Source organism: Paracoccus sp. TD-10 (genome assembly GCF_048270675.1).
GTDB lineage: Bacteria > Pseudomonadota > Alphaproteobacteria > Rhodobacterales > Rhodobacteraceae > Paracoccus > Paracoccus pantotrophus.
Genome location: NZ_CP182418.1, coordinates 1181317 through 1207221, shown reverse-complemented (window position 1 = coordinate 1207221; position 25905 = coordinate 1181317). Strand labels below are relative to the sequence as shown.

Genomic DNA, 25905 nt, shown 5'->3' with positions numbered 1-25905 from the left:
GGCTCAGAACGGCCAGATCTTCATCTGGACGCCAAGGCCGTAGATGAAGACCAATGCGCCAAACAGGGTCAGGCCGCCTGCCAGCAGCAATGTCGTGCGCCACCGCCCACCGGGATCGGCCAGCGATCCGGCGATGATCAGCCACAGCGACGCGACGACGAAACCGGCATGTTCGGCAAGATAGGCAAAGCCGACGATCGACAGCACGATCACCGCCAGCGGCCGCAGCTTCATCGCCTCCAAGGGCTCACCCTGGCGATGCAGGGCCGAAAAGCCGATGACGGCGCCCAGGACGATCAGCCCCCCGCAGACAACGCGGGGCAGAAAGCCCGGCCCCATCTGCGCCAGCGTTCCCTGATCCAGCGGCCGCGAAAGCCACAGGCCGAGCACGCCGAATCCGATGAATAGCGCCGCCGTCAGAAGATCGGGCATGTCCCCTCTTTTCGTCGTGCCCGGCCCGGTCATCACTGTCCCTCTTTGATCAGCGCGAAGATATCGCGGTAGCGCTCGAGCCGTGCAGGCATGGCTTCCTTCCACTCGGCACCCGACTGGAACGCCAGGGGCAGGGATTGTTGCTTGGCCTGGGCCTGGAATTCGGGGTTGGCCAAGGCCGCGTCGACGGCCTCGGCCAGGCGGGCGCGGATTTCCTCGGGCACTTCGCAGCGCGCGGCAAGGCCACGCTCGGAGGACATGATGACGTCGAAGCCCTGTTCCTTGGCGGTCGGCAGATCCTCGGCTAGGACCGAGCGTTCCTCGGCGAACTGGGCCAGCGCGCGCATCGCGCCCTTGTCGGCGGTGGCGTATTCGCCGACATTCAGTCCGATGGCGGTGATGTGGCCGCCCAGAAGCGCGGTCTTGGCCTCGTTGGCGCCGGCAAAGGGAACTGCCGTCAGGTCCACGCCCGCCGAACGCTCCAGTTGCAGCATCGCCAGATGCTCGTCGGTGCCGACGCCGGTGGTGCCGATGGACACGGCACCCGGGTTTTCCCTGGCATGGGCGACGAGATCCTCCAGCGTCTGGAAGTCCGAGCCCGCGGGAACGATGAAGGTGCCGGGGTCCTCGACGATGCGCGCGATCGGGCAGATCTCCTCGGGGTCGAAGCGCGGCTTGCGGTCGATCTGCATGGTCAGGAAGCCGGGCGTATTCAGCGACGAGACGGTGTAGCCATCCGGCCGCGCCTGCGCCAGCGCGGTATAGGTGATCTCGCCTGCCGCCCCGGGACGGTTCAGCACCGGAAACTGCGTGCCCAGTTCCGCCTCAAGATAGGGAGCAAGGGTGCGCAGCATGATGTCGGTGCCGCCCCCGGGAGCGAAGGCGACGATCATCTCGATTGGTCGATCGGTCGGCCAGTCGGCATGGGCCATGGTCGCGGCCGATGCGAACAGCGCCGCAGCAAGCGGCAGACTCGTTTTAGCGGACATAGGTTTCCTCCCTTTGGTCCTGGCTGTTGGACTTAGATCCCTTCAGGGATCTCGCAGCCCAGTTTCTTCAGTGCGGCATCAACCCAGGAACGGTCGTTCGTCCCGGCCTCGATCGCCGCCATCTGCTTGGTTTCGGCGTCCTGCTTGGCACTGGTCCTGGCATAGACCTCTTCCACGATGTCGAAGGGGACCGCCAGCACGCCGTCGCTGTCGCCCAGGACCAGGTCGCCCGGCTCGATCACCATGCCGTCGATGGCGATGGGCACGTTGATCTCGCCCGGGCCGTCCTTGTAGGGACCGCGATGGGTCACGCCTGCGGCAAAGACCGGCAGGTTGGTGGAAAGGAACGCGTCCGCATCGCGGATCGCGCCGTTCAGCACGAAGCCCGCCACGCCGCGCTTGACCGCATGGGCCAGCATCAGCTCGCCCATCAGCGAGTTGGTCAGGTCGCCGCCCGCATCGACGACGATGACGTCGCCGGGCTGGGCCATGTCGATGGCCTTGTGCAGCATCAGGTTGTCTCCCGGGCGGGCCTTGACGGTGATGGCCGGGCCGGCAAGCTGGCCGTCGCGGTGCATCTTGGCCAGACGCGGCCCGGCGGCGGTCATGCGGTGCATGCTGTCGCTGACATTGGCGACGGGCAGTTTCAGAAAACGCCGCACCACGTCGGCGGAAACGGCGCGTTCGCGTTTCAGGACACGAAATCCGGTTGCCATGAAAATGTCTCCTTAGACGCTGATCTTCAGTTCTGCGCGGTTGACGATGCGCGCTTCGGGCACGGGACGGCCCTCCAGCATATCCACGATGCCCTGCGCGGCCTCGACCCCGACGCGGATGTTTGCGGCCTTGGTGACGCCGCCGATATGCGGGCTGAGGACAAGGCGCGGCTCTGTCCAGAACGGATGTTCGGCGGGGGGTGGCTCTTGTGCGAAGGTATCAAGCCCGGCGCCGGAGATCCGGCCGCTTGCCAGTGCTTCGGCCAGCGCGGGCTCGTCGATCAGCCCGCCCCGCGCGGTGTTGATGATGATGGCGCCCGGTTTCATCCGCGACAGGCGCTGGGCGTTGACCATGTTCTTCGTCGCGGGCGTCAGCGGGCAATGCAGGCTGATGATGTCGCAACTGGCGAACAGTTCGTCCAGATCCTCGACCCGCTCGACCCCCTCGGCCGCAAAGGCCTCCGTGGGCGAGAACGGATCGTGGGCGCGGACGCTGATGCCGAGCCCCTTGGCAAAGCGCGCGGTTTGGCGAGAGATGGCGCCGAATGCCACCAGCCCCATGACCGAGCCCGCCAGTTCGCGGCCCTGGAAGCCCGGCTTCTCCCAGCGGCCCTCGCGGATGCCGCGATCGAGCGGGATGATCCGCTTTGCCACGGCAAAGAGCAGCGCCATGGCCTGCTCCGCCACCGAGACCGCATTGGCGCCCGCCGCGTTCAGCACCGGGATTCCCCGGGCCGTGGCGGCCTCGACGTCGATATTGTCCACGCCCGCACCGTGCTTCGAAATCACGCGAAGCCGGGGCGCCGCCGCGAACACGGTTTCATCGATCCGACCCATGCGCGCCAGGATGCCGACCGGATCGGCCATGCGCACGACCTCGATCAGACCCTCGCCGTTGGTATAGGGCGGAACGTAGACCGGAACATAACCCGCTCGCGTCAGCACATCTGCGGCGGCAGGTGCCAGGCTTGGCCCCGTGATCAGGATATTCTGTGACATGATCCTCCGTGTGCCACACCCCGTGGCAGCTCCTCGGCCTGGAATTTATCAGTTGGATATCTGAATGAAAGCGGATAAAACTGTTTGATATATTCAGAAAAACTGCATCAAATGGATACGCGCCAGCTAAAGACACTTCTCGCCATTGTGGAAACCGGCAGCTTCGCCCGTGCCGCGAACCGCGTTGCGCTGACGCCCTCGGCGGTCAGCCAGCAGATCCAGGCCCTTGAAAACGAAGTCGGAGTTTCGCTTTTCAACCGCGAGAACCGCCCGCCGACGCTGACCGCGGCGGGACAGCAGATGGTCGAGGCGGCGGCAGAGCTTGTCAGGGCGGCGGAAAACGCCATCGATGCGATTTCAGGCCGCCGGATCGTGGGAAAATTCGTCATCGGCTCGGTCCGCACCAGCGCGATAGGGTTGCTGCCGCAAGCGGTATCGCGCGTCGTGGCGAATCATCCCGGCCTCAAGATCCGGCTTCTGGTCGGGAACTCGGAAAATCTGGTCCAGGATGTCTATGCCGGCAGGCTGGACGCCGCGATCATCGCCGAGAACAGCCTGTCCTCGCGCGATCTCGACTGGTCGCCCTTTATCCGCGAGCCGCTGTTTCTGATCGCGCCTCCGGGAACCCCGGTCGTTGATGTCCGGCAGGCGTTGTCGGCGCTTCCCTACGTGCGGTTCCGCAGCAACGTGCCCCTGGCGCGGCTGATCGAAACCGAGCTGGGCCGGATGAACCTGCCGCTGAACGACATCGCCGAGATGGACACGATTTCGGCGGTGACCGCCTGTGTCGAAAACGGGCTCGGGGTGTCGATCGTGCCGCGGATCGCCGCGATCGAGCGCGGGGTGGACCTGGTCATGCTGCCCTTCGGCGATCCGCCGGTCTTTCGCCAGATCGGGCTGCTACAACGCCCGAAAGGGCCTCGGGCCGGGCTGATCGCCGAATTGCACGAGCAACTGGCACTGGTCAGCGGCGAGTATGGGGTGCGAAGGCTTGTCTGATCCGCTTGCCAGGCCACCGATCGCTTGCATCGCGCGTTGGATTTCTCGGCGGTCTATCTTGAAACGGCGATCATGAAGGCGCTCGCTGCCCGTTCCGCCAGCGCAATCGGCCTTTGTCCTAATCGCGCGGACTGGATGGCCTCCTTCCTGCCGACCGACGCGGCAGTACGGCGGAAAGCCGTGCACGTCCGGTGCATCGACCAGACCGAGCGTCGCGTGCGCGCCGGTGCGGCCAAACCCTGCAAGGCCTTCGTCACCACCCCGATAGGTGGTTGGTGCAAGGGTCGAAGCTTCAGACAGAGGATTACAGAAATGATCGAGGGAAACGTCGTGGATCCCGATGTCGCTCCTCCCGCAAGTTCCTGTTTTACATCGCTCGACGCCGGGCAGTCAGGTCCGGTCAGGCAAGGCGCCCTTCTGTTCACGCATGACGAGCGCAACGATCGTGCCCGACAGCAAGCTCACGGCGGCGATGGCCGTGATGGCCGCGCCGAAGCCGAAGCGGTCCGCAATCAGCCCGGCAGACAGTGCCCCGATGGCATAGCCGAGATCCCTCCAGAAGCGGTAGACGCTGAGCGACCGGGCACGCCATGTCGGATGCGAGGCGTCCGAGACGGCAGCGATCAGGCTCGGATAGACCATCGCCGTGCCGGCACCGAGCAGAACGCTGTCAACGGCGGTGCAATATCCGGCCACGCGGCGGAGTAAAATCCGGCCACGCGGCGGTGACCGGCGCCATGGCGCGCGCGCTTACCAGATAGCTGGCGCGTGCCATGGCGCATTGGCCCCTTGGGCCAAAACAGCACCATCTGATTTCAGGACTTTTGTTGCTGCTTTCGGGCAGTGCTGTTGGCGAGACGATAACTCTCGCCGTTCATCTCGAGGATGCTGACGTGATGGGTCAGCCTGTCGAGCAGTGCGCCGGTGAGGCGCTCGGAGCCGAAGGTCTCGGTCCATTCATCGAAGGGCAGATTGCTGGTAATCAAGGTCGCGCCGCGCTCGTAACGTTGCGAGATCAGCTCGAACAACAATTCGGCGCCGGTCTTGGACAGCGGCACAAAGCCCAGTTCGTCGATGATCAGCAACTTGTAACCGGCCATTTGCTTCTGAAAGCGAAGCAGACGGCGCTCGTCGCGGGCCTCCATCATCTCACTGACCAGGCTCGCGGCGGTGGTGAAGCCCACGGAGTGTTGAGCGGCGTGGAATAAGGACCCCGCTTCTGGGGTGATCGGCGTCCAAAAGGGACCCCACCGACCGGGGGTTGGGTCCATTGTGCTTCCGAGGATTATCGGAGGCCGAGCGCGGGATGCTGATCGTGGAGACAATCGCAAAAATCAGGCGGCTGCATTTTACCGAGGGCAAGGGGATCAAGACGATCTGCCGCGACCTGAAGCTGTCGAAGAAGGTGGTGCGCAAGGTGATCCGCACCGGGATAACGGAGTTCACCTACACCCGGACGGTTCAGCCACGCCCGAAGCTGGGCGCCTGGCTTGAGGAACTGAGCCGGCTGTTGGCGATCAACGCGGCTCGTGGGCGCCGGGAACGCCTGACGCTGATCCAGATCTACGAGGAACTGCGCGGCCTTGGCTATGAAGGCGGGTATGATGCGGTCCGCCGCTACGCCTCGGTCTGGGCGCGCACTCAAAGCTCCGGTGCCTCGTCCGCCTTCGTGCCGCTGAGTTTTGCCCCCGGCGAAGCCTATCAGTTCGACTGGAGCCACGAGGTTGTCCTGATCGATGGGGCGACCACCACGATCAAGGTGGCCCATGTTCGCCTGTGCCACAGCCGGATGTTCTTCGTGCGGGCCTATCCGCGCGAGACGCAGGAGATGGTGTTCGATGCCCATGATCGGGCTTTCGCCTTCTTCAAGGGCACCTGCACCCGCGGGATCTACGACAACATGAAGACGGCGGTGGAGACCATCTTTGTCGGCAAGGAGCGCCTCTACAATCGTCGGTTCCTGCAGATGGCCAGCCACTATCTGGTCGAGCCCGTCGCCTGCACCCCGGCCTCGGGCTGGGAGAAGGGTCAGGTGGAGAGCCAGGTCGGCACGGTTCGCCAACGGTTCTTCTCACCCCGGGTCAGGGTCAAGAGCTACGAGGAACTGAATGCCTGGCTGCTGGACAAGTGCATCGCCTCGGCCAGGAGCAGCAAGCATCCGGAGTTGACGGACAAGACCATCTGGGAAGTCTTTCAGGAAGAACGCCCGCACCTCGTCCCTTATGCCGGGCGCTTCGACGGCTTCCACTCGCTGCCTGCGGCGGTATCGAAGACCTGCCTCGTGCGGTTCGACAACAACAAATACTCTGTCGCGGCAACGGCTGTCGGGCGGCCGGTCGAGATCAGGGCCTATGCGGAACGGATCGAGATCCGGCAGGAAGGGCGGCTGGTCGGGGACCATCCCCGTCACTTCGGGCGGGACCGGACAATCTACAATCCCTGGCACTATGTGCCTGTCCTGCTTCGCAAACCCGGGGCGCTGCGCAATGGCGCACCGTTCAAGGACTGGGTTCTGCCCGGCGCCCTCGAGCAGATCCGTCGCAAGCTGCAGGGCTCCTCGGACGGTGACCGCCAGATGGTGAAGATCCTCGGCGCCGTGCTGACGGAGGGAGTTCCCGCCGTGCAGAAGGCCTGCGCCGAAGCGCTCTCGCAGGGCGTCCACTCCGCCGATGTGATCCTCAACATCCTGTCCCGCAGGTGCGACCCGGAGCCGCCACCCTTGCTGCTCACCTCTCCGGCCTTGCGCCTGACCCATGAACCGGTGGCCGACTGTGCCCGCTATGACCTGCTGCGGAGGGCCGGCTGATGGATCGTGCAGAGATCATGGCAGCGATGGGCGAGCTGAAGCTCTACGGCATGCGCGCCGCTTACGACGAACTCATGGCGGTGGCTGTGCGCCGCCAGCACGAACCCCGCCAGATCGTCGGAGATCTTCTGGCCGCCGAGATCAACGAGAAGAAGGCGCGCTCGGTCAAATACCAGATCACCACCGCCAAGCTGCCCTATGCCCGGGAGATCGAGGAGTTCACCTTCGATGATACGCCGATCAACGAGACGCTGGTGCGCGACCTGGCCAGCGGGGAATTCCTCAGCCAGCAGCGCAATGTCGTGCTGGTCGGCGGCACCGGGACCGGCAAGACCCATATCTCCGTGGCGATCGCGCGCGCCGTCATCCGCAACGGCGCTCGCGGCCGCTTCTTCAACGTTGTGGACCTCGTGAACAGGCTGGAGGCCGAGGGCCGTGCAGGGCGGGCCGGCCGGCTGGCCGAGCATCTCATGCGGCTCGACTTCGTCATTCTCGATGAACTCGGATATCTGCCATTCGCGCAGTCCGGCGGCCAGTTGTTGTTCCATCTGATCAGCAAGCTCTACGAGCAGACTTCCGTCATCGTCACCACCAACCTCGCATTCGGAGAGTGGCCGACCGTCTTCGGAGACGCGAAGATGACCACCGCGCTGCTCGATCGTCTCACCCACCACTGCGACATCGTCGAAACCGGCAACGACAGCTGGCGCATCAAAACAAGAGCCTGACCGCCCTCCAAAACGCAGGCCCGCGTCGGCTGCGCCAGCTGAAAAGCTACGCCGCCACGGGCCTGCTCACCACATCGCCAGAGGGGTCCCTTTTGGACGCCGATAAGGGGGCACCATTCAACGCCGATTGACATAACAGGCGTCGCTGTGCGGCAGATCCAGAACAAAGAAGTGGGCCTTCTGCTCGACACCGCCGATCCTGACCATCGCCTCGCCGAAGTCAGCCTGCGCATGGCCCGGGGGATGCGCCAGCGGCACGAACACTTCCTGGCCCCGCCGTTCCCGCTCCCGAATGTAGTCCTTGATGATCGTGTAGCCGCCGGTGAACCCGCATTCGTCACGCAGCCGGTCGAACACCCGCTTCGCGGTGTGCCGCTGCTTCCGCGGCATGGAGCGATCCGCCTCAAGCCAGCCCTCAATGATCGGGATAAAGGGATCAAGCTTCGGCCGCCTGACCTCGGCCGTCCGCCGGTAGCCCGGTGGCACCGAGAACGTCATCATCTTCGCAACCGTATCACGGGAGATGTTGAAGGCCTTCGCCGCCTGACGCTGGCTCATGCCCGCCGCGCAGGCCTGGCGAACCCTGAGATATAGTTCCACGCTGAAAATCCTCCCGCCCTCCCTGCTGTCGCAGAAAGGGAAAAGGTGGACGACTTTTACGCCGCCCGCAGCAGCTCCATGCCGCCGCTTCCGTGGCCTAATTTCTCACCGCCGTTCTCAGAACGCAGGGTACAGAAGAAGCGCCCAGCAGGCGAGGATGCGTGATGCCTGTGGTTTCAGGCACCGGGTTTGTTCAGGATGGAGTCATGACCACTGTTGATTCCATTCCGTCCAGCCCAGTCCCGAAGAACTTTTGCATCAGGCGCGACAAGCGCCGGTGGAGATCACCCGGCACTGTCGCCGCGAATTCGTGCTGATGCGCGCCGACCACTATGACTGGCTCCGGGCTACCGCGCAGCGACGTAACCGCACGGCGGAAGCTGCCAATATCGTCATCGACGCGGTTGAGCGTGCGGGGATGGACGCCGGGCTCACGCCGCTGGACGCCCTGCTCTGGTAGAAGATCAGAGCACCCCGCACGTCCGTCATCACCTCGTCGCGACATCCGCGCCGCTGCATTCGCATATTCTTCTTGTGACCATTTTGGTCCCGTGATATAGGTAGGCTATGAGGATCATTGCCCGCCGCACCTTGCGGCAGTTCGTCGACAGCCTCGCGGGGCAGAAGGACCAGCCGGCGGTCAAGGCCGCGCTCGACGCCTGGTTCGACGAAGTCAGCAAGGCGGACTGGAAGAGTTCGGCGGATGTGAAGCGGCTCTACGCAACGGCCAGCATCGTCAGCGCCGAACGCATCGTCTTCAACATCAAGGGCAACGATTATCGCCTCGTGGTGGCGGTCGACTTCGAGAAGGCCATCGTCTGGATCAAGTGGATCGGCACCCACAAGGCGTATGACGGGATCGACGTGACGGAGGTCAGACATGGCGACTGAACTGAAGCCCATCCGCACCGAAGCGGATTACGATGCGGCACTTGCCGAGGTGGAACGGTTGTGGGGCGCGAAGAGCGGCACGCCGGATGGCGACCGGCTCGACGTGCTGGCGACACTGATCGAGGTTTATGAAGCGAAGAACTATCCGATGGATCCGCCCGATCCGATCGAGGCGATCCGGTTCCGCATGGAGCAGCAGGGCCTGACCCGCAAGGACCTGGAACCGATGATCGGCCCGCGTAACCGGGTAGCCGATGTCCTGAACCGCAAGCGGGGATTGTCCATCGAGATGATCCGGCAGTTGCACGACCATCTGGGCATCTCGGCCGAGGTGCTGATCCGGCCGAGCCGCTTCGACAAGGTTGCCTGAAGGAGTCTATCTCATGACGCGCGTCGCCCTTTATGCCCGCTATTCCTCCGATAACCAGCGCGAGGCGTCGATTGAAGACCAGTTCCGGATTTGCCGGGAGCAGGCGAAGCGCGAGAAGTGGAAAGTCGTTGGCACCTACAAGGATGCGGGGATTTCCGGGGCGAGCATGATCCTGCGGCCCGGCATTCAGATGCTGTTGCAGGACGCGCAGGCAGGAAAGTTCGACATGGTGCTGGCCGAGGCGCTGGACCGGATCAGCCGCGACCAGGCCGATGTGGCGACGCTGTTCAAGCATCTGCAGTTCGCCAGCGTGCCCATCGTCACGCTGGCCGAGGGAGAGATCAGCGAGTTGCATGTCGGCCTGAAGGGCACAATGAATGCGCTGTTTCTAAAAGACCTTGCTGCCAAGACCCACCGCGGCATCCGTGGGCGTGTCGAGGAAGGCAAGTCGGGCGGCGGGCTTTGCTATGGCTACAACGTCGTGAAGCAACTCGACGCGCGCGGCGACCCGATCCGGGGCGACCGCGAGATCAATAAGGCCGAGGCCAATGTCGTACGACGCATCTTCCACGAGTTTGCCGCTGGCATCGGCCCGCGCAGCATTGCGCGCAGGCTGAACGAGGAAGGCGTGCCCGGCCCGAATGGCAAGCTGTGGAGCGACACCACCATCCGCGGCCACGTGAAGCGCGGCACCGGCATCATCAACAATGAACTCTATATCGGCCGGCTGATCTGGAACCGGCTGCGCTACGTCAAGGATCCGTCAACCGGCAAGCGTGTCTCCCGGCTAAACCCCGAGGCGGAATGGATCGTCAGGGAGGTGCCGGAACTGCGGATCGTCGATGACCAACTCTGGCAGGCCGTTCGCACGCGTCAGGGCGAGATCGCCGAGAAGTTCGCCAATGTTACCGAAGCCGTGCGTGCCCACCACAAAAAGAACCGGCTGAACGGCGCGCGGCGTCCGAAGTCGCTGCTGTCGGGCTTGGTGTTCTGCGGCTGTTGCGGAGGCCCCTACTCACTTCGCGGGGCCGAGCGCTTTGCCTGCTCGAACCACATCAGCAAAGGCACCTGTACAAACAGCCGCACGATCCCACGCACTGAACTCGAAGCCCGCGTGCTGACCGGCCTGAAGGAGCGGATGATGACGCCCGAGATGGTGGGAGAGGCGATGCGCGCCTACGCCGAAGAGACAAACCGCCTGAACCGGGAACGCCGCGCGAACGGTGAAGCATGGAAAGCCGAACTGGCAAAGGTTGACAAACAGATCGAGCAGATTGTCGAAGCCATTGCAGACGGCATGTATCATCCCTCGATGAAGGAGAAGATGGATGTGCTGGAGACGCGTAAGGCGGAGCTGGCCTCACTTCTGGCCGATGCCCCGGAAGACACCCCCGACATTCTGCCGAGCGCAGCAGCGGTCTACGCCAGGAAGGTCGCCCGGCTCACTGCCGCCCTGAATCGCCCCGAAGAGCGCCAGCAGGCCGCCGAGGCCCTGCGGATGCTGATCGAGAAGATCGTGCTCACTCCCGGCCGGGAACGGGGGGAGATTTTCGCAACGCTGCACGGCGAGTTGCGGACGATCCTCGACTGGACGGAGCGTCAAGCCGTTGGCAAAGCTGGTAAAATGACAAAATCCGCCGCTGGTGCGACGGATTTGTCGGTATCGTTGGTTGCGGGGGCGCGCAACCATCTTTATCGGCGCTCCCCCGCACCAAACGTAATCCTCCTAATTAAACAACTTGAACCAGATGGTTCTGCACTTTTCAGAGCTGCGGCTTAGCTTCCGTTAGACGAACTTACGTGTTGTCTTCCGTATTCGCGGCGTCGGGGGCAGAGATAGGCCGGCCTCCCTCTTGCGCACCTAGTTCCCGGTGTCGCGGCAATCAATGCATGCAGAAAATGATGCCCAGTGATTGACGCATCGCATGAGGCAGCCTAAATATGTTTGTGACCACTCACTAACTAACGAGGTGCCCCGTGCGAAAGCCAGCGGAGCTTCGCAAGGCCGAGATCGTGGCCACCGTGCTCGACCTGGCCGACCGGATCGGGCCGGACCGGGTGACGACGGGGGCGGTCGCGTCGCAGATCGGCGTCACGCAGGCCGCGCTGTTCCGGCACTTCCCGACCAAGGCGGCACTCTGGCAGGCCGTTGCCGAGCATGTAGCCGAGGGGCTGGCAACGGCGTGGGAGGATGCATTGTGCCTCGGAGACACGCCGGTCGTCAGGTTGCGCGCCCTGATTTCCGCGCAATTCGCGCAGATCGACGCGACCCCCGCGCTGCCGATGCTGCTGTTCTCGCGCGAACTGAACGTCACCAACGCAAAGCTGCGCGCCACCTTTCACGGCAGGCTCACGACCTTCCACAGCCTTCTGGCGATGGAGGTCGGGGCCGGCCAGAAAACCGGCGCGTTGCGCGGCGACATCGCCGCAAACGATGCGGCGGCGCTGCTGACGTCGCTCGTGCAGGGCGTGGCGATCCGCTGGGCGCTCGGCACTCGCGATTTCGACTTGCGAGCCGAGGGGCTGCGCCTGTTCGACGCACAGTGCCGGCTTTTGGCTGCGGAAGGAGAATAGACGATGCGGCGCATTTGGCTGTCGAGTCTTCTTCTGGCGGCGGCTGTCGCTGCCGGCTTTCTGTTCTTCACCGAACGCCCGCTGACGGTGGTGGTCGTTCAGTCCGAACATGATGTGGACCTTCGCATCTACGGGCTCGGCACCGTCGAGGCGCGCATCCTCAGCCGCGTCGGCTTCGAGGTGGGCGCCGCCCTGACCTCGCTGGCCGCCGATGCAGGGGACAGCGTCACCAAGGGGCAGGAACTCGCCGTCCTTCACTCGGCCGAGCAGGAGGCGCGTGTCGCCCGCGCGGACGCAGCGGTGACGGCCAATGAGGCCAATCTTGCCAAGGCCACCGCAGCCGTGGTGCGCGCCCGTGCCGTTCTGGCCGAGCGCGAAGCGGCGAACCGCCGCCAGCAGGGGTTGGCGCAGCGCGATGTCGCCTCGGTCCAGCGCGCCGAGGAGGCGCAGCGCGACGATGATGTGGCCCGCGCCGATCTGGCGGTAGCCGAGGCCGATGTCGCGGTGATCCGGGCCCAGGGCATGGATGCGGCGGCAGCCCTGCGGCAGGAGGAAACCCTGCTGGCCCATCACCGCCTGATCGCGCCCTATGATGCGCTGGTCGTTGCCCGCCATGCCGAGGCGGGAACCGTGGTCAAGGCCGGCGATCCTGTCCTGACCCTGATCGACCCCGCGACCGTCTGGATTCAGGCCTATGTCGACGAGGAACGCGCCGGCCAGCTTGCCCTTGGCCAGCCCGGCACGATCCGCCTGCGCTCGCAGCCCGCGGCCGAGTTTCACGGCACCATTGCCCGCATCGGCATCGAAAGCGACCGGGTGAACGAGGAACGCCGCGTCTGGCTGACCTGCGCCGACTGTCCCGCGGAGATGTTTCTCGGTGAACAGGCCGAGGTGCGCATCCTGACCGGCACCCGCGCGACCGCGCTGATGGTACCCGAACTGGCGATCACCGGCTTCGACGGGCATCGCGGCACGGTCTGGACGGTTGTGGACGGACGCCTGACCCGCGCGGAACTGACCTTCGGCGCCCGCGACAATCGCGGTCGGGTCGAGGTCATCGGCGGCCTGCCCGAAGGAGCCACGATCGTCGCCCGGGTGCCGAAGGGCGCGGCCGAGGGCCGGCGCGCGCGCATTGGGGAGGCGCCATGAACCTCGCGCTCAAGGACATCCGCCACGGGCTGTTCCGCTTCGTGCTGACCTGTTTCGGGCTCGGGCTGCTGATGACGGTCGTGCTGGCGATGATCGGCATCTACAACGGCCTCGTCTCGGACGCGCTGGCAGTGGTGAAGGCGCCCGCCGCGGATGTCTGGGTGGTGGAGGCCGGAACCAAGGGCCCCTTCGCCGAAGCCTCCAGCATTCCCGCCGATACGCGCGATGCGGTGGCGCGGATGCCCGGCGTGGCCGAGGCCGGCGCGGTCAACTACCAGAACGTCGAGGCGCCGCATGGCGGGCGCACCCTGCGGCTCTATGTTGTCGGCTACGAGCCGGGTCGCCCGGGCGGGCCGCGGGCAATCGCCGAGGGGCGCGGCATTGGCGCCAGTCATTTCGAGATGGTGGCCGACCGCAAGACCGGCCTTTCGCCGGGGGAGACCATCCGGCTCGGGCGCGACCGCTTCACCGTGGTCGGGCTGGTGGAAGGCGCGATGAACTCGGGCGGCGATCCGGCGGTCTATGTCACCCTTGCCGACGCGATGGCGCTTCAGACCGAACTCGACCCGGCCGCCCAGCGGGTACAGGCCGCGCGCGGGGCTGTCTCCGTCAAGTCCGCCTCCGTCGCCGCGGTCATCGCCCGCATGGCACCGGGCGCCGACGTGGGCCTGCTGACCGCGACCGTGCGCCAGTGGAAGCACCTTGCCGCGATGACGCAAGGAGAACAGGAGGAATTGCTGCTGGCCTCCGTGGTCGACAAGGCGCGCCGCCAGATCGGGCTGTTCCTCGGCATCCTTCTGTCCGTCAGCGCCGTGGTGATCGCGCTCATCATCTACACGATGACGATGGAGAAGCTGAAGCAGATCGCCACGCTGAAGCTGATCGGCGCGCCCGACCGCACCATCGTCGCGCTGATCGTGCAGCAGGCGCTGATCCTCGGCGCCTCGGGCTGGGCGATCGGCCTGATATTGATCCTGACCGTCAAGGACTACTTCCCCCGCCGCGTGGTGCTGGAGCCGTTCAACGCCGTGGTGCTGGCCGGCATCATCGCTGCGGTCTGCCTGCTCTCCTCGGCGCTCGGCGTGCGGGCGGCGATGAAGGTCGATCCGGCCACCGCGCTCGGGAGCTGACATGGCGCTCGGCGACATCCTCATCGAGGTTTCGGGCGTCGCCAAGCATTTCGGCGAGGGCGAAACCCGCGTCGATGCCCTGCGCTCGGTTGATCTCACCGTGCGCGCCGGCGAGGTGATCGCGCTGCTCGGGCCGTCAGGTTCGGGCAAGACGACGCTACTCAACATCATCGGCTGCATCCTCGCCCCATCGGCGGGACGGGTGGTGCTGGACGGCGAGCCGGTCTTCGACGGCAAATGGCTGCGGCGCGACCTGAGGCGTCTCAGGCTCGACAAGATCGGCTTCATCTTTCAGAGTCACAACCTACTGCCCTTCCTGACGGCGCAGGAAAATGTCGCGGTCGTGCTCGATCTTGCCGGTCTGCCCGCCGAGGAAGGCCGGACACGGGCGCGCGAACTGCTGGACTATCTGGAAGTCGGCCATCGCGCCACGGTCAAGCCGGCGCTGCTGTCGGGTGGCGAGGCCCAGCGTGTGGCGATCGCCCGCGCGCTGGCCAACCGCCCCCGCATCATCCTTGCCGACGAACCCACCGCAGCCCTCGACGGCGCCCGCGCCGGGCTGGTGATGGACCTCATGCGCAAGCTCGCGGTCGAGCAGGAAGCCTGCATCGTGACCGTCACCCATGACGAAAAGATCTTCGACCGTTTCGACCGCCTGATCCACCTGCGCGACGGCCATCTGGTCAGCACATGACGGGCAGGATTCAGGAGGCAGACATGACCACAAGACCCCGCACGCCGATCCTCGCCCTTGAAAAGGTATAACCAAGATGCAGCCGACATCCTATTCCAGAACCCAGATCGCCCTGCACTGGACGATTGCTGCCCTCGTTTTTTTCCAGATCCTCATGCATGACGGCATCGTCAAGGTATGGGACGGGCGGATGGAGGGCACGCTCCCGAACCAGCCGACAATCAATCCCCATGCCATTGCCGGCGCGCTGATCCTCGTTCTCGTTCTGTGGCGGCTGGTGCTGCGCCGTCGGCGCGGCGTCCCCGGCCTGCCGGAAGGCGAGCACCCGGCCCTGAAAGTTCTGGCCACGGGCATGCATGCGGCTCTCAACCTCCTGCTGATCCTGATGGCGCTTTCGGGAATGGCGGCGTGGATTTCCGGCGTCGAGGCGATCGGCGAAGCCCATTCCATCGCGCGGCTGGCGCTGGTTCCGCTGGTCCTCCTGCATGTCCTCGCCGCACTTTACCATCATTTCTGGCTCAAGACCGATGTGCTGCGGCGCATGCTTGGCCGGGCCTGAGGCGGGGTCCGTTCCGCGCGCCGCAACCCGCAACCCATGGCAGGCCGGGCCACACCCGCCCGGACGCTCCCCAAACCCCGAACTTCGGAGGCAGACATGACGAGACGACCGCGCAGCCAGACCGTTGCCGCCGCCGTCGCGGTAATCTTCGGCCTGCTGACCATCGTTTCGGGCGGCAGGGCGCTGTTCGGCGGCGTCGATATGGGCGCAGTGGTGCCATTCGTGCTGTGGTTCAACTTCTTCGCGGGCTTTGCCTATGTCCTGGCCGGGATCGGCCTGTGGCGCGGCGCGGGCTGGGCGCCGATGCTGGCGATTGCCATTGCCACGGCCACGGTGGCCGTCTTCGCTGCCTTCCTGTGGCATGTCGGTGCCGGCGGCGCATGGGAAGCACGCACCATGGGCGCGATGATCCTGCGCAGCGCCATCTGGATAGCCGTCGCGGCCTTTGCATTTCGGTGCCATAAGCCATCCGATTGATACTCACCCAGCCAGCGATGGCGGCTGCCAGCCGCGACCTCGCCAGCCAGGAGCCTGACATGAAGCGATTTCCAACTATTGACCTGTCACTGACCCTATCGCTCGTCACCGTGCTCGGCATGGCAATGGCGGCGGCCGGCAGGTGGCTGCCAAGCGGAGCTTTCGACGCTCTGGAGCTGCCGGGACTGGTGCTGGTCTATCTGGCTGGCGGCCTGCCCACCGGCTGGCGCGCACTGTCGGAACTGTGGCGCGCGCGCGTGCTTGACATCGACCTGTTGATGATCGTCGCGGCAATCGCCGCCGCAATCGTCGGCGCCCCGTTCGAGGGTGCGGTACTGCTGACGCTGTTCAGCATCTCGACCACGCTGGAGGAACGCGCGCTTGGCCGCGCCCGCCGCGCCATCGAGGCGCTAATGGCGCTGCGCCCCGAGACCGCCTTGCGCAAGACCGCGGGCGGCGCTGTCGAGGAAGTTCCCGCCGGGGTGCTGACCGTTGGCGAAGTGGTGGTGCTGCGCCCCGGCGCCCGGGTGCCCAGTGATGGCGTGGTCACCGCCGGGCGGGGCGGCATCGACGAGGCCAATATCACCGGCGAATCCATGCCGGTGTCGAAAGAGGCCGGTGCGCAGGTGTTCGAGGCCACAATCAATCTGGACGGCGTGCTGGAGGTCGAGGTTACGCGCAGCGTCAGCGACAGCACCATCGCCCGCATGATCCGGCTGGTAACCGAGGCACAGGCCGCCCGCGCGCCCTCCGAACGGTTCAGCGAATGGTTCGGGCAACGCTACACGGTCGCGGTGCTGGCGGGTGCGGTGATCGCCTTTGCCACGTTCTGGTGGCTGGGCGGCGACTGGGAACTGGCGCTTTACCGCGCCGCCACGCTGCTGGTCGCCGCCAGCCCCTGCGCCATCGTCATTTCCGTCCCCGCCGCGATCCTGTCGGCCCTTTCGGCGGCGGCGCGGGGCGGTGTTCTGTTCAAGGGCGGCGGCGCGCTGGAGACGCTGGCCGAGGTCGATATCTTCGCCTTCGACAAGACCGGCACCCTGACCACCGGCCGCGCCGAGGTGACGGAAATCGTCGCGCTGGATGGCGACCAGGCCGGGTTCCTGTCGCTGCTGGCTGGGCTGGAGGCGCATTCCGAGCACCATATCGCCGCCGCGATCCGCCGTGAGGTCGCCAGCCGCGGGCTTGATCCGGCGCAGGTGGCCGATGTGAACGCCCGGCCAGGCATCGGCATCGAAGGGTCCGATGCGCTTGGCCCGGTTTGGGCGGGCAATGCCTATCTTGCCGAGGACATGAAGGCCGCAACGGATCACCCCGCGTTGCAGGCGCTGGCGGATGGCGCCAATACGGTCGTCTATCTGGGTCGCGGCGCCACCGTGCTGGGCGCCGTCAGCGTGGCGGATGAGGCACGGGCCAGTTCCGCCGGGGCGATCGCGGCCCTGCGCGACAGTGGTGTCCGCCGCATCGTCATGATGACCGGGGATCGCAGGTCGGTGGCGCTGCGCATCGGCGCCCGGCTTGGGCTGGGGCCCGAGGAGACTCACGCCGAAATGCTGCCACAGGACAAGGTTCGCGCGGTTGGCGAACTGGCCGCAACCGGCCGCGTCGCCTTTGTCGGCGACGGCGTGAACGACGCCGCGGCGCTGGCCCGCGCCGATGTCGGCATCGCCATGGGCGCGGCCGGGTCCGAGGTGGCGCTTCAGGCCGCCGATGTGGCGCTGCTGTCCGAGGATATGGAGCGGCTTGCGGACGCGCACCGCCTGTCGCGCCGAACGTCAAGGGTGATCCGGCAGAACCTGACCTTCGCCATCGGCGCCATGGTGGTTCTGGTCATCGGCGGGCTGTTCTTTGATCTGCCGTTGCCGCTGGTGGTGATTGGCCATGAAGGCGGCACCGTGCTGGTGGTGCTGAACGGGCTGCGGTTGCTGTCGGACCCGATTCGCCGGCCGAAGGCGTCTGTTGCCGGACAGGCGCTGACGGGTGTCGCGCAGCCCACCTAAACCGTAGGGATGCGCTCACCCCCGAAAGACGCGCAGATGCGGAAACGCGCCCTTTTCCAGATAGGCTTCCTCCTCGGGCGTCGATCTGCGGCCAAGGATGGCGTTGCGGTGCGGGTGGCGGCCAAAGCTGGCGATGATGCGGCGCACCTGCCCCGCTTGATCGACGAGCGAGGCATAGAGCGGCCGCAACGGCGCCGGCGCGCGGGCGGCGATGTCGCGGCGCAGGGCGATCAGCCGGTCGATGCGGGCCAGATGGTCCGACCCCTCTGCATGGCCCAAAGGCTGGGTGAAGGCGATCTGGAACCACGGCAGGCCAAGTGCCGCCCAGTCTCCGTTTTCCAACCCTTCCAGCGCCTGCGCCAATGCCGCCGGGTCTTGCGCCCAGGCCCGCGGGCTGCCCCGCCACAGCGAGCGCGGGAACTGGTCCAGCACCACGATCAGCGCCAGCCGGCTCTCGGGCGTCCCTGCCCAATGATCGAGGTCCCCCGCCGCGCCGCGTTCGGTCAGCGGGCCAAAGCGCGCCGCAATCGCACCATCCGCGCCGCCATGCATCCGCCAGCGCCAGTGCTCGGCATGGCGGTCGGGGTCAATGTCCAGCGCGCGGCCCTCGGGGAACCAGAAATCCAGAACCTCGCCGATCTGTCTGGCATCATTGCTATCGGCCATGTCATCCCCCCATTGAAAACGCCCCCGCGCCATGGGCACGGGAGCGGATTTGCCGATGAAGCACAAGCGCGCTCTATGCCGTCGCGGGCACCGTTGCCGGCACAGGTCGGCGCCCGCCGGGCCCGCGCGGGACGCGCAGCAGGCGCATAGCGTTGGCGATCACCACCAGTACCGAAAGCTGATGGATCAGCATGCCCTCGGCCATATGCACATCGCCGTTGAACACGCCCGCCAGCAGCCCGGCCACAGTCAGCAGCGCGATGGCCAAGTTCTGGCGCATATTGCGCAGCGTCGCGCGGGAAATCGCCATGGCCTCGGGCAGTTTCTCCAGATCGTCGGCCATCAGCGCAATGTCGGCGGTCTCGATCGCCACGTCCGAGCCCACGGCCCCCATGGCAACGCTGGTGTCGGCGGCAGCCAGCGCCGGCGCGTCGTTGATGCCGTCGCCGATCATGGCGACATGGCGGCCCTCGGCCTGAAAGTGGCGGATCAGCTCCAGCTTGTCCTCGGGCAGCAGCCCGGCATGAACCTCGTCGATGCCGATTTCGGCGGCGATGGCGTGGGCGGCCTGCGGCTGGTCGCCGGTCAGCATGGCGATGCGCCCCACCCCGATATCGCGCAGCCGGGCGATGGCGCTTTGGGCCGAAAGCCGGGGCTGGTCGGACAGCCCGAAGATGCCCGCGATGCGCCCGTCCAGCGCCACGATGATCGGCGTGCAGCCGCGGCCCAGAACCCCGGCCAGCGCGGCCTCGGCCTCGGCGTAGAAACCGATGCCCAGCCGGTCGAACAGCCGCCGGTTGCCGGCCGCGACCTGCCGCCCCTCGTGGTGGACCACCAGACCCATGCCAGCCACTTCCTCGACCGTCTCGGGCGCGGGAATCTCGCCCTCGGCACGGCCGGCCTCGATAATCGGGCGGCCCAGCGGGTGGTCCGAGCCGGATTCGGCGATCGCCGTCCAGTGCAGCAATTCGGCACGATCGATGCCGCCAAGAGGCACGATCTCGACCAGGCTGGGGCGGCCCTCGGTCAGGGTGCCGGTCTTGTCCAGCGCCAGCATGTCGATGCGGCCGGCGCTTTCCAGATGCTGCCCGCCCTTGATGAGGATGCCCGAGCGCGCCGCCCGCCCGATGCCGGCGACGATGGAGACCGGCGTCGAGATCACCAGGGCGCCCGGACAGGCCACCACCAGAAGGGTCAGCGCGAGGCGAATATCCTGCGTCACCGCCCAGGCACCCAGCGCCAGCATCATGATGCCGGGCGTATACCATTGGGCGAAACGCTCGATCATGCGCTGGCTGGGGGCGCGTTCCTCCTGCGCCTCTTCGACGCGGCGGATGATCCGGGCCAGCGTGGTATCGGCGCCGATGCCGGTGGCGCGGATGCGCAGCACGCCATTTTCCGCGATGGTGCCGGCATGGACGTGGGAGCCGGGGGCTTTCTCGGCCGGGATCGGCTCGCCGGTGATGGCGGCCTCGGACACGGCGGCGTTACCGTCGATCACCTCGCCATCGACGGGGATGCGGTTTCCGGCGCGCACGAGCACGACCTCATTCGGCTGGACGGCACTGGCGGCAATCTCGACCGGCTGGCCGTCGCGGATCACGGTGGCGACCTCGGGCGCGGCCTTCAGCAGATCGGCCAGTGCGCCACGGGTCTGGCGCAGGGTGCGGGCCTCAAGCCAGGCGCCGAAGCTGAACAGGAAAGTAACGGCGGCCGATTCCCAATATTCGCCGATGAACAGCGCGCCAATAGCCGCAACGGTCACCAGCAACTCGATCGAGAAATGGCGAATGCGCAGCGCGTGGTACGCCCGCCAGGCGATGTCAGAGCCGGCGACAAAGGCCGCCACCAGCATAGATGCCGCCCAGAGCCCGCGCAGGTCGAACCCGTAAAGGGCGATCAGGCCCAGCACGATCAGGCTGCCGCTGATGATGGTCAGCCACTTCCTGCGGCTGGCCGGCTGGTGAAGAATTGTCAGGATAGGGGTCAACATGCGGGGCCTCATGATGTGAAGGCCCGGCAGCGCGGGCAGGCACGGCCGGGCTGGAAGGGATGGGTCAGAATGCGGCGGGGCGGGCCTCGTAGCCGGTGGATTTCACCACCGAGACAAGGGCCTCGACCGGGGCGGATGCGGGGTCATGCTCGACCTCGATGCGGCCGGTGTTGAAGTGCACCTTGGCGGCGGTCACGCCAGGAGTTGCCGCCAGCGCCTTTTCGATTTTGGTGACGCAGGAGGGGCAGGAAAATTCGTCGCTGCGCAGGATGGTCTTGGTCATGGCTGGTTCCTTTCATGTCGCCGCCCGGTGGGCGGTCATTGCTTGTGAACTCAAGATATGCTGTCCTTTCAGGATCAGGATTGGCAACTCAGGCAAAGATTCATTGCATGAATGCACAGGCGCAGGATTGGGACGATCTGCGGTTGTTTCTGGCCGTGGCACGGGCGGGGTCGCTCTCGGGGGCGGCGCGCAGCCTTGGCGTTACCCATTCCACCGTCTTCCGCCGCATCGGCGCGTTCGAGGCGCGGCTGGGGGTGCGCCTGTTCGACCGGCTGCCCGGCGGTTACGCGCTGACCCAGGCCGGCGAGGAGATGCGCGATTCCGTCATCCGCATCGAGGAAGAAATCACCGCGCTGGCGCTGAAGGTTACCGGACAGGACCAGCGGCCCACTGGGACGATCCGCATCACCACGACCGACCTGCTGGCGGTGGGGGTGCTGCCCCGCCATGTCGCCGCCTTCCGCGCCGAATGGTCCGAGATCGAGATCGAGGTAATCGTTGCGGATACGGTGCTGGACCTGACCCGGCGCGAGGCGGACGTGGCCCTGCGCATCGGCAATCCGGGACAGGAAACACTGATCGGGCGGCGGGTCGGGCGGTTGGCCTTTGCCGCCTATGGTGCGGCGGACCGGCCGCCGGGCGATCCTGCCAAGGGTGACTGGATCGGCTACGGGTCTGCGCATGGCCCGCTCAGCCGCAATCTGACCCGCTGGTGGCCGGATGCGCGACAGGTTTACCGGACAAACTCGATCATCGCCGCCCATGCCGGTGCGAAGGCGGGGATCGGACTTGCTGCCTTGCCTTGCGTGATTGCCGATTGCGACCCCAGCCTGATCCGCGCCGCCGCGCTGCCCGAGGATTTCATGCTGGACCTGTGGTTGCTGATTCACGAGGATCTGCGCCAAACCGCGCGCATCCGCCTGTTTCTGGACTTCATGGCGACGGCCCTGGCGGCCGATGCCGACCTGCTGGAGGGGCGCTGCCCGTGCAAGACAAGGCCGGCGCAGGCGTAACGCCCGCGCCGGCCCATGCCTGCGCCCGTGGCGTCAGTCGATCATCTGCCAGCCCGGATGCTCGAAATGCTCGCCATATGCGTTCAACGCCTGAACGATCGTCACCGCGCCAGTCTCGACCTCGCCGGCCTCCAATGCCGAGATGCCGGTCATCACCTCACCAAGGACGATATGGAACTGCTCGTCCACCTCGGGTTCCAGCACACAGTTCTCGACCATGAAATCGACCTGCTTCTGGACATCGGCAGCGACCCCATTCGCGGCATCGGCCGGCAGGGTGCCGTTGTGGATCGCGTCCAGGTTCGCGGCCATGGTTCCGTGAATCGCGGTCATGCCGGTGATCATGTTCTGATCGCCCTGCCATTTGGCGCCATCGTTCAGCGTGATCTCGATAGCCCCCGCGCCATGGCTGTCATGATCATGGGATTGCGCGGCTGCAATGCCAGCTGACCCCAGCGCAAGGGCGAGAGCAACAGCGACGGCGGTGAAAGATTTTACAGTCCTCATAGTGATCTCCTGTATCTGCCAAGTGGTTCTGGCCGCAGCGGGCATCGACAGACGCCGCCGGGCTTGGGATAGACATAGGCTGTCCGTTTTCGCACGAGAATTGACGAAAACTGCAAAGACCCATTGCACGAATGGACAGACCTCAGGCACGAACCAGACCCTCGCGGCCTGCCGCCGATACCATCGGGCTGTCGAACAGCGCCCCGACGGCATGGGTCCGGATGCCGCCTGCCTCGCGCATCAGAAACAGCGCATCGAGGTCGAGACGCGCGGCGAGTTCGCCGCCAGCTTGCGGACCCAGCACCATCAGCGCGCTAGCCCAGGCATCGGCCTCCGCACAGGTTCCGGCGACGACCGTAACCGAGGCCGGTGACGAGCGCAGCGGGCCGCCTGTCGCGGGGTCCATGGTGTGTGACAGGCGCTGGCCCCGAACGGTCACATGATGCCGGTAGTCGCCCGACGTGGCGACGGCAGCATCCATCAGCGTCAGGATGGAGCGGGGCGCGCGGCGTTCGGGATCCGGCGTCTCGACGGCGACCGTCCAGGGCATGCTATCGGGCCGTAGTCCGGATGCACGCATTTCGCCGTCGATGCCGACGAGGAAAGCCGTGATGCCGAAGCCTTGCAACGTCCCTGCCAGCTTGTCCACGCCGAACCCCTTGGCGATCCCGTTCAGGTCCAGCGTGATCGGCGTGTGTTTCCGGACTAGCCCGGCCGCGCGGTCGATCTCCAGCACCTCATGCGCGGGCCAGCGCGCAGCAGCCATCACCGCGCGGATGGCCCCGGCGCTGACCGCCTCGGGTCCAAACCCCCAGGCCCGCACCGCATCGCCCATGCCGATGTCAAAAGCACCGCCCGATAGAGCGCCGATCCTTACCCCAAGATCGAGCACTTCGGCCAACCCAGCGGGAACGGCCACCCAGACATTTTCGGACGTCCGGTTCAGGCGCATCAGGTCACTGTCGGGTTTCCATGTCGACATGGCGGCATCGACCTCCGCCACGGCCGCCTGCAAGGCCGCCTGCACCGGGGCGGGGTCCAGCCCGGCATCGGCATGGAAAAGCGCCGACCAGCGTGTCCCCATGGTCGGGCCATTCAGCGCGTGGCGGATCGGGTCAGTAGACGTCTTCGGCATAGCGTCCCTCCGTTTTCAGCGTGAGCGGGGTGAGGCCGACCGGCGCGAGAATGTCCGTCAGCGCCTCGGCCACGCCCGCCGCCATGTCGCGCCCGCCGCAGACCATGATGCGCGCCCCGTCCCGGATCAGCCGGATCAGTTCAACGCTCTCAGCGCGCAGCACGTCCTGCACATAGCGCGGCTTCGCTCCCCGCGAGATGGCGGTGGTCAACTGGGCAAGACGGCCATCGGCCTGCCAGGCGGCCAGATCCTCACGATAGAGGAAATCGCTGTCGGGGTGGCGCATCCCGAAAACGAGATGAACCGGCCGCTTCCCACTGTTGCCCCGGATGAACCCTGCAAGCGGGCCGATCCCCGTGCCGGCGCCGATCAGGATCAGCGGCGGCTTTCCTCCTTCGTTATGGAAAGCAGGATTGTGCTGGACGAAGGCGTGGATCGCCTGATCGGGCTCCAGTGCCAGAAGCTGCCCGGAGCAGAGGCCGCCGGGATGCTTGCGCACCACGATCTCGACGAAGCCGTCGCGCCATCCGGACGCCAGCGAGTAGAAGCGCGGCAGATCCGCACCCTCGGGCAGAACGCCGAGGAGATCACCGGCCTGAAACCGGCCAAACCCCCGACCTGTCAGCCGTTGCAAAAACGTCGCCTCGGGTAGGGCAAAGCGCAGGATCGTGGTCGGCGCCTGCACCTCCGCCCCGTAATCACGGCGCGAGATCAGGGTGAGCCGCCCCGTCACGGGCGGGGTTGGCACATGTTCGAGCGTAAGCTCGATCCCCAGCGCCGCCCCCAGCGCGCGGCCCCAGCGGGCGAAATCCTGCGGCGACTGGCGATCGACCGTGTCGAAGGGCATCAATTGCGCCCAGCCTTTGGCAGCAGCCCGACTCCCGACTTCATCGGCGAACGCGCAGAACGCGGGAAAGCTGCGATCGCCGAAACCAAGCACCGCAAGCGGGGCCTCAGGGACAGATTCCAGCGCCGCGAGGCGTTCAATGAACCCCTTCGCCGTGGCGGGAGCCTGTCCCTCGCCCCAGGTGGCGGCAAGAATGACGAACCGTTCGGCCTGCGGATAGCGCGCCGGCTCGAAACCGGACATTGGCGCGACATGAACATGCTGGCCCGCCGTGGTCAGCGCATGTTGGAGCGTCGCAGCGAAACCCCAGGTGCTGCCGCCCTCCGAGCCCACCAGCAAGATGGTCGCAGCGCGGTTTGCAGGATGATTGCCACGGAGACGCGGTCTTGACCGCCGCCCCGCGAACCAGAGCACAAGACCACTCACCCCCATTGCCGGCACGCCGAGCGCCAGCACACCCAGCACGAGGCCGAGAGATGCGGCCCCCTGCCCGGTATGCAGCATGTAGATGGTTTCAGATATCTGTTCCCACATCGTCAGCTCGGCCCAGGCCAGAAGCTCACCCGTCCCCTGATCGAGATAGCCGGTGCCGCGATCCGTCTTCAGAGTGAAGGCGTCCGTGGCGTCGCCAGGATAGGGAAAGCTCAGCTCGCGCAACTCCGTGACAGCAATCACGGAGAGCGGCTCCATCGCAGCAAGCGAGACCCCAGTGCTTCCGCTGACCTCAGTCGGAAAGGTCGGCGGTGCGGCTCCATCCGGCAGAAGATCGAAGGTCGAGGCGGCCATCCACAGTGCAGTCGCCGAGGACAAAACCAGCCCCGTGACCGCCACGCGGGCGATCCCGGTATGGATGCGGCTCGACGCCGGCCCGCGCAAAGGGGCGAACCAACGCCGCCAGCCGCCCATGCGCCGCGCGACTAGCATCGCGCCGGAGACCGACAGGATCAGCATCGCCACGGCGCCAATGGCCATGGCGATACGACCGGCATCGCCTAGGAATAGCGAACGGTGAAGGTTGGTCAACCAGCGTTTGACCGGATCGGGATCGGCGCTGGCGATACCCTTGCCGGTCGCCGGGTCGATTACCGCCGCGCCGGGCGTGCCGTCGTCGAACCAGAACGCGGTGATCCGGCCCGACGGCGCGCGCCGGATCTGCTCCACCCCCGGATAGGCAGCCAGGATACGTCCTGCGAGATCGGCGACGGTCAGCCCGGCCTCGGCCTGCGGCGTGGAAAGCCGCTCGGCCGCGGGAAAGACCGAGAGCGCCGCGCCGCTCAACGCAAGGGCCATGACGAGAATGAGGGCCAGCAGACCCGACCAGCGATGCAGCGTGCGGATCATGGCGTTG

26 protein-coding genes and 2 pseudogenes are annotated in these 25905 nt (G+C 66.1%); 15 read left to right on the top strand and 13 right to left on the bottom strand.

Annotated elements, in window-relative coordinates:
- Positions 1 to 3: 3 nt before the first annotated feature.
- Genes ACNKFW_RS05920 through ACNKFW_RS05905 form a run of 4 tightly spaced genes read right to left on the bottom strand, consistent with a single transcriptional unit; the run spans position 4 to position 3136 of the window.
- Positions 4 to 432: a tripartite tricarboxylate transporter TctB family protein gene (locus ACNKFW_RS05920; RefSeq protein WP_208852073.1), complete on the bottom strand. Its 429-nt coding sequence runs from the start codon at positions 430 to 432 to the stop codon at positions 4 to 6.
- A 32-nt stretch (positions 433 to 464) separates the two neighbouring features.
- Positions 465 to 1421, bottom strand: coding sequence for a tripartite tricarboxylate transporter substrate binding protein (locus tag ACNKFW_RS05915; RefSeq protein WP_147428072.1), 957 nt, complete (start codon positions 1419 to 1421; stop codon positions 465 to 467).
- A 32-nt stretch (positions 1422 to 1453) separates the two neighbouring features.
- The gene (locus ACNKFW_RS05910; RefSeq protein ID WP_167521770.1) at positions 1454 to 2137 is read right to left on the bottom strand and encodes an RraA family protein; all 684 of its coding nucleotides are present in this window, start codon (positions 2135 to 2137) and stop codon (positions 1454 to 1456) included.
- Positions 2138 to 2149: 12 nt separating this feature from the next.
- Positions 2150 to 3136, bottom strand: a complete 987-nt coding sequence (locus tag ACNKFW_RS05905; RefSeq protein ID WP_147428074.1) for a hydroxyacid dehydrogenase — start codon at positions 3134 to 3136, stop codon at positions 2150 to 2152.
- Positions 3137 to 3247: 111 nt separating this feature from the next.
- Between ACNKFW_RS05905 and ACNKFW_RS05900 the strand changes: the two genes are divergently transcribed.
- The gene (locus tag ACNKFW_RS05900; RefSeq protein WP_147428075.1) at positions 3248 to 4135 is read left to right on the top strand and encodes a LysR family transcriptional regulator; all 888 of its coding nucleotides are present in this window, start codon (positions 3248 to 3250) and stop codon (positions 4133 to 4135) included.
- 390 nt (positions 4136 to 4525) lie between these two features.
- Here ACNKFW_RS05900 and ACNKFW_RS05895 read toward each other — a convergent pair whose 3' ends face one another.
- The gene (locus ACNKFW_RS05895; protein ID WP_276330375.1) at positions 4526 to 4831 is read right to left on the bottom strand and encodes an MFS transporter; all 306 of its coding nucleotides are present in this window, start codon (positions 4829 to 4831) and stop codon (positions 4526 to 4528) included.
- Positions 4832 to 4950: 119 nt separating this feature from the next.
- Positions 4951 to 5322 (bottom strand): annotated as a pseudogene (locus tag ACNKFW_RS05890) (ATP-binding protein); the annotation flags it as partial.
- A 119-nt stretch (positions 5323 to 5441) separates the two neighbouring features.
- Here ACNKFW_RS05890 and istA point away from each other — a divergent pair.
- Both istA and istB read left to right on the top strand, forming a co-directional pair.
- Positions 5442 to 6941, top strand: a complete 1500-nt coding sequence (gene istA / locus ACNKFW_RS05885) for an IS21 family transposase (protein ID WP_418024080.1) — start codon at positions 5442 to 5444, stop codon at positions 6939 to 6941.
- The gene (gene istB, locus ACNKFW_RS05880) at positions 6941 to 7669 is read left to right on the top strand and encodes an IS21-like element helper ATPase IstB (protein ID WP_062562743.1); all 729 of its coding nucleotides are present in this window, start codon (positions 6941 to 6943) and stop codon (positions 7667 to 7669) included. Before istA ends, istB begins: the two co-directional genes overlap by 1 nt.
- Before the next feature lie 129 nt (positions 7670 to 7798).
- Here istB and ACNKFW_RS05875 read toward each other — a convergent pair.
- Positions 7799 to 8269: pseudogene (locus ACNKFW_RS05875) on the bottom strand (helix-turn-helix domain-containing protein); the annotation flags it as partial.
- 277 nt (positions 8270 to 8546) lie between these two features.
- On the opposite strand from ACNKFW_RS05875, the gene ACNKFW_RS05870 reads away from it, so the two are divergent.
- From ACNKFW_RS05870 to ACNKFW_RS05820, 11 genes are all read left to right on the top strand, one after another.
- The gene (locus ACNKFW_RS05870; protein WP_418024087.1) at positions 8547 to 8729 is read left to right on the top strand and encodes a type II toxin-antitoxin system prevent-host-death family antitoxin; all 183 of its coding nucleotides are present in this window, start codon (positions 8547 to 8549) and stop codon (positions 8727 to 8729) included.
- Between the two features lie 107 nt (positions 8730 to 8836).
- On the top strand, positions 8837 to 9160 hold the full coding sequence (locus tag ACNKFW_RS05865; RefSeq protein WP_111576407.1) for a type II toxin-antitoxin system HigB family toxin: 324 nt from the start codon (positions 8837 to 8839) through the stop codon (positions 9158 to 9160).
- Entirely contained in the window at positions 9150 to 9530 is a 381-nt protein-coding gene (locus tag ACNKFW_RS05860) for a helix-turn-helix domain-containing protein (RefSeq protein WP_176024895.1), read from the top strand. Before ACNKFW_RS05865 ends, ACNKFW_RS05860 begins: the two co-directional genes overlap by 11 nt.
- Positions 9531 to 9543: 13 nt before the next feature.
- Positions 9544 to 11310 carry a recombinase family protein gene (locus ACNKFW_RS05855; protein WP_418024086.1) on the top strand — a complete coding sequence of 589 codons (1767 nt, stop codon included), beginning with the start codon at positions 9544 to 9546 and terminating at the stop codon, positions 11308 to 11310.
- A gap of 233 nt (positions 11311 to 11543) precedes the next feature.
- Positions 11544 to 12104 carry a TetR/AcrR family transcriptional regulator gene (locus ACNKFW_RS05850; protein ID WP_223191456.1) on the top strand — a complete coding sequence of 187 codons (561 nt, stop codon included), beginning with the start codon at positions 11544 to 11546 and terminating at the stop codon, positions 12102 to 12104.
- Positions 12105 to 12107: 3 nt separating this feature from the next.
- Positions 12108 to 13253, top strand: a complete 1146-nt coding sequence (locus ACNKFW_RS05845) for an efflux RND transporter periplasmic adaptor subunit (RefSeq protein WP_147427918.1) — start codon at positions 12108 to 12110, stop codon at positions 13251 to 13253.
- Complete coding sequence (locus tag ACNKFW_RS05840; protein WP_147427917.1) at positions 13250 to 14383, top strand: ABC transporter permease; 1134 nt, start codon at positions 13250 to 13252, stop codon at positions 14381 to 14383. Before ACNKFW_RS05845 ends, ACNKFW_RS05840 begins: the two co-directional genes overlap by 4 nt.
- Position 14384: 1 nt before the next feature.
- Entirely contained in the window at positions 14385 to 15077 is a 693-nt protein-coding gene (locus ACNKFW_RS05835; RefSeq protein WP_147427916.1) for an ABC transporter ATP-binding protein, read from the top strand.
- Positions 15078 to 15153: 76 nt separating this feature from the next.
- On the top strand, positions 15154 to 15636 hold the full coding sequence (locus ACNKFW_RS05830; protein ID WP_062562808.1) for a cytochrome b/b6 domain-containing protein: 483 nt from the start codon (positions 15154 to 15156) through the stop codon (positions 15634 to 15636).
- Between the two features lie 96 nt (positions 15637 to 15732).
- Positions 15733 to 16113 carry a hypothetical protein gene (locus tag ACNKFW_RS05825; protein WP_062562807.1) on the top strand — a complete coding sequence of 127 codons (381 nt, stop codon included), beginning with the start codon at positions 15733 to 15735 and terminating at the stop codon, positions 16111 to 16113.
- A gap of 59 nt (positions 16114 to 16172) precedes the next feature.
- On the top strand, positions 16173 to 18113 hold the full coding sequence (locus ACNKFW_RS05820) for a heavy metal translocating P-type ATPase (protein WP_418024085.1): 1941 nt from the start codon (positions 16173 to 16175) through the stop codon (positions 18111 to 18113).
- 15 nt (positions 18114 to 18128) lie between these two features.
- Here the strand turns inward: ACNKFW_RS05820 and ACNKFW_RS05815 are convergent, their stop codons facing one another.
- From ACNKFW_RS05815 to ACNKFW_RS05805, 3 genes are all read right to left on the bottom strand, one after another.
- Positions 18129 to 18779 carry a DUF924 family protein gene (locus tag ACNKFW_RS05815; protein WP_167521776.1) on the bottom strand — a complete coding sequence of 217 codons (651 nt, stop codon included), beginning with the start codon at positions 18777 to 18779 and terminating at the stop codon, positions 18129 to 18131.
- A 73-nt stretch (positions 18780 to 18852) separates the two neighbouring features.
- Complete coding sequence (locus ACNKFW_RS05810) at positions 18853 to 20772, bottom strand: heavy metal translocating P-type ATPase (RefSeq protein WP_104494091.1); 1920 nt, start codon at positions 20770 to 20772, stop codon at positions 18853 to 18855.
- 64 nt (positions 20773 to 20836) lie between these two features.
- Positions 20837 to 21055, bottom strand: a complete 219-nt coding sequence (locus ACNKFW_RS05805; protein ID WP_028714023.1) for a heavy-metal-associated domain-containing protein — start codon at positions 21053 to 21055, stop codon at positions 20837 to 20839.
- 107 nt (positions 21056 to 21162) lie between these two features.
- Between ACNKFW_RS05805 and ACNKFW_RS05800 the strand changes: the two genes are divergently transcribed.
- On the top strand, positions 21163 to 22068 hold the full coding sequence (locus ACNKFW_RS05800; RefSeq protein WP_028714024.1) for a LysR family transcriptional regulator: 906 nt from the start codon (positions 21163 to 21165) through the stop codon (positions 22066 to 22068).
- A 33-nt stretch (positions 22069 to 22101) separates the two neighbouring features.
- On the opposite strand, the gene ACNKFW_RS05795 is transcribed toward ACNKFW_RS05800, so the two are convergent.
- The 3 genes from ACNKFW_RS05795 to ACNKFW_RS05785 form a co-directional block, all read right to left on the bottom strand.
- Complete coding sequence (locus ACNKFW_RS05795; protein ID WP_028714025.1) at positions 22102 to 22575, bottom strand: hypothetical protein; 474 nt, start codon at positions 22573 to 22575, stop codon at positions 22102 to 22104.
- A 142-nt stretch (positions 22576 to 22717) separates the two neighbouring features.
- Positions 22718 to 23710 (bottom strand): FAD:protein FMN transferase, encoded by a 993-nt coding sequence (locus ACNKFW_RS05790; RefSeq protein ID WP_028714026.1) that lies wholly within the window; start codon positions 23708 to 23710, stop codon positions 22718 to 22720.
- Entirely contained in the window at positions 23691 to 25898 is a 2208-nt protein-coding gene (locus tag ACNKFW_RS05785) for a PepSY domain-containing protein (protein ID WP_147427914.1), read from the bottom strand. The genes ACNKFW_RS05790 and ACNKFW_RS05785 overlap by 20 nt, the downstream gene beginning before the upstream one ends.
- Between the last annotated feature and the right edge of the window lie 7 nt (positions 25899 to 25905).

What these genes read in the sequence shown, in the direction of transcription:
- ACNKFW_RS05865 (WP_111576407.1), top strand. Translation starts at nt 8,837, where the DNA reads ATGAGGATCATTGCCCGCCGCACCTTGCGGCAGTTCGTCGACAGCCTC.
- ACNKFW_RS05910 (WP_167521770.1), bottom strand. Translation starts at nt 2,137, where the DNA reads ATGGCAACCGGATTTCGTGTCCTGAAACGCGAACGCGCCGTTTCCGCC.
- ACNKFW_RS05820 (WP_418024085.1), top strand. Translation starts at nt 16,173, where the DNA reads ATGAAGCGATTTCCAACTATTGACCTGTCACTGACCCTATCGCTCGTC.
- ACNKFW_RS05905 (WP_147428074.1), bottom strand. Translation starts at nt 3,136, where the DNA reads ATGTCACAGAATATCCTGATCACGGGGCCAAGCCTGGCACCTGCCGCC.
- ACNKFW_RS05835 (WP_147427916.1), top strand. Translation starts at nt 14,385, where the DNA reads ATGGCGCTCGGCGACATCCTCATCGAGGTTTCGGGCGTCGCCAAGCAT.
- ACNKFW_RS05815 (WP_167521776.1), bottom strand. Translation starts at nt 18,779, where the DNA reads ATGGCCGATAGCAATGATGCCAGACAGATCGGCGAGGTTCTGGATTTC.
- ACNKFW_RS05920 (WP_208852073.1), bottom strand. Translation starts at nt 432, where the DNA reads ATGCCCGATCTTCTGACGGCGGCGCTATTCATCGGATTCGGCGTGCTC.
- istB (WP_062562743.1), top strand. Translation starts at nt 6,941, where the DNA reads ATGGATCGTGCAGAGATCATGGCAGCGATGGGCGAGCTGAAGCTCTAC.
- ACNKFW_RS05800 (WP_028714024.1), top strand. Translation starts at nt 21,163, where the DNA reads ATGAATGCACAGGCGCAGGATTGGGACGATCTGCGGTTGTTTCTGGCC.
- ACNKFW_RS05845 (WP_147427918.1), top strand. Translation starts at nt 12,108, where the DNA reads ATGCGGCGCATTTGGCTGTCGAGTCTTCTTCTGGCGGCGGCTGTCGCT.
- ACNKFW_RS05855 (WP_418024086.1), top strand. Translation starts at nt 9,544, where the DNA reads ATGACGCGCGTCGCCCTTTATGCCCGCTATTCCTCCGATAACCAGCGC.
- ACNKFW_RS05785 (WP_147427914.1), bottom strand. Translation starts at nt 25,898, where the DNA reads ATGATCCGCACGCTGCATCGCTGGTCGGGTCTGCTGGCCCTCATTCTC.
- ACNKFW_RS05900 (WP_147428075.1), top strand. Translation starts at nt 3,248, where the DNA reads ATGGATACGCGCCAGCTAAAGACACTTCTCGCCATTGTGGAAACCGGC.
- ACNKFW_RS05790 (WP_028714026.1), bottom strand. Translation starts at nt 23,710, where the DNA reads ATGCCGAAGACGTCTACTGACCCGATCCGCCACGCGCTGAATGGCCCG.
- ACNKFW_RS05810 (WP_104494091.1), bottom strand. Translation starts at nt 20,772, where the DNA reads ATGTTGACCCCTATCCTGACAATTCTTCACCAGCCGGCCAGCCGCAGG.
- ACNKFW_RS05805 (WP_028714023.1), bottom strand. Translation starts at nt 21,055, where the DNA reads ATGACCAAGACCATCCTGCGCAGCGACGAATTTTCCTGCCCCTCCTGC.
- ACNKFW_RS05860 (WP_176024895.1), top strand. Translation starts at nt 9,150, where the DNA reads ATGGCGACTGAACTGAAGCCCATCCGCACCGAAGCGGATTACGATGCG.
- ACNKFW_RS05915 (WP_147428072.1), bottom strand. Translation starts at nt 1,421, where the DNA reads ATGTCCGCTAAAACGAGTCTGCCGCTTGCTGCGGCGCTGTTCGCATCG.
- istA (WP_418024080.1), top strand. Translation starts at nt 5,442, where the DNA reads ATGCTGATCGTGGAGACAATCGCAAAAATCAGGCGGCTGCATTTTACC.
- ACNKFW_RS05825 (WP_062562807.1), top strand. Translation starts at nt 15,733, where the DNA reads ATGACGAGACGACCGCGCAGCCAGACCGTTGCCGCCGCCGTCGCGGTA.
- ACNKFW_RS05795 (WP_028714025.1), bottom strand. Translation starts at nt 22,575, where the DNA reads ATGAGGACTGTAAAATCTTTCACCGCCGTCGCTGTTGCTCTCGCCCTT.
- ACNKFW_RS05830 (WP_062562808.1), top strand. Translation starts at nt 15,154, where the DNA reads ATGCAGCCGACATCCTATTCCAGAACCCAGATCGCCCTGCACTGGACG.
- ACNKFW_RS05840 (WP_147427917.1), top strand. Translation starts at nt 13,250, where the DNA reads ATGAACCTCGCGCTCAAGGACATCCGCCACGGGCTGTTCCGCTTCGTG.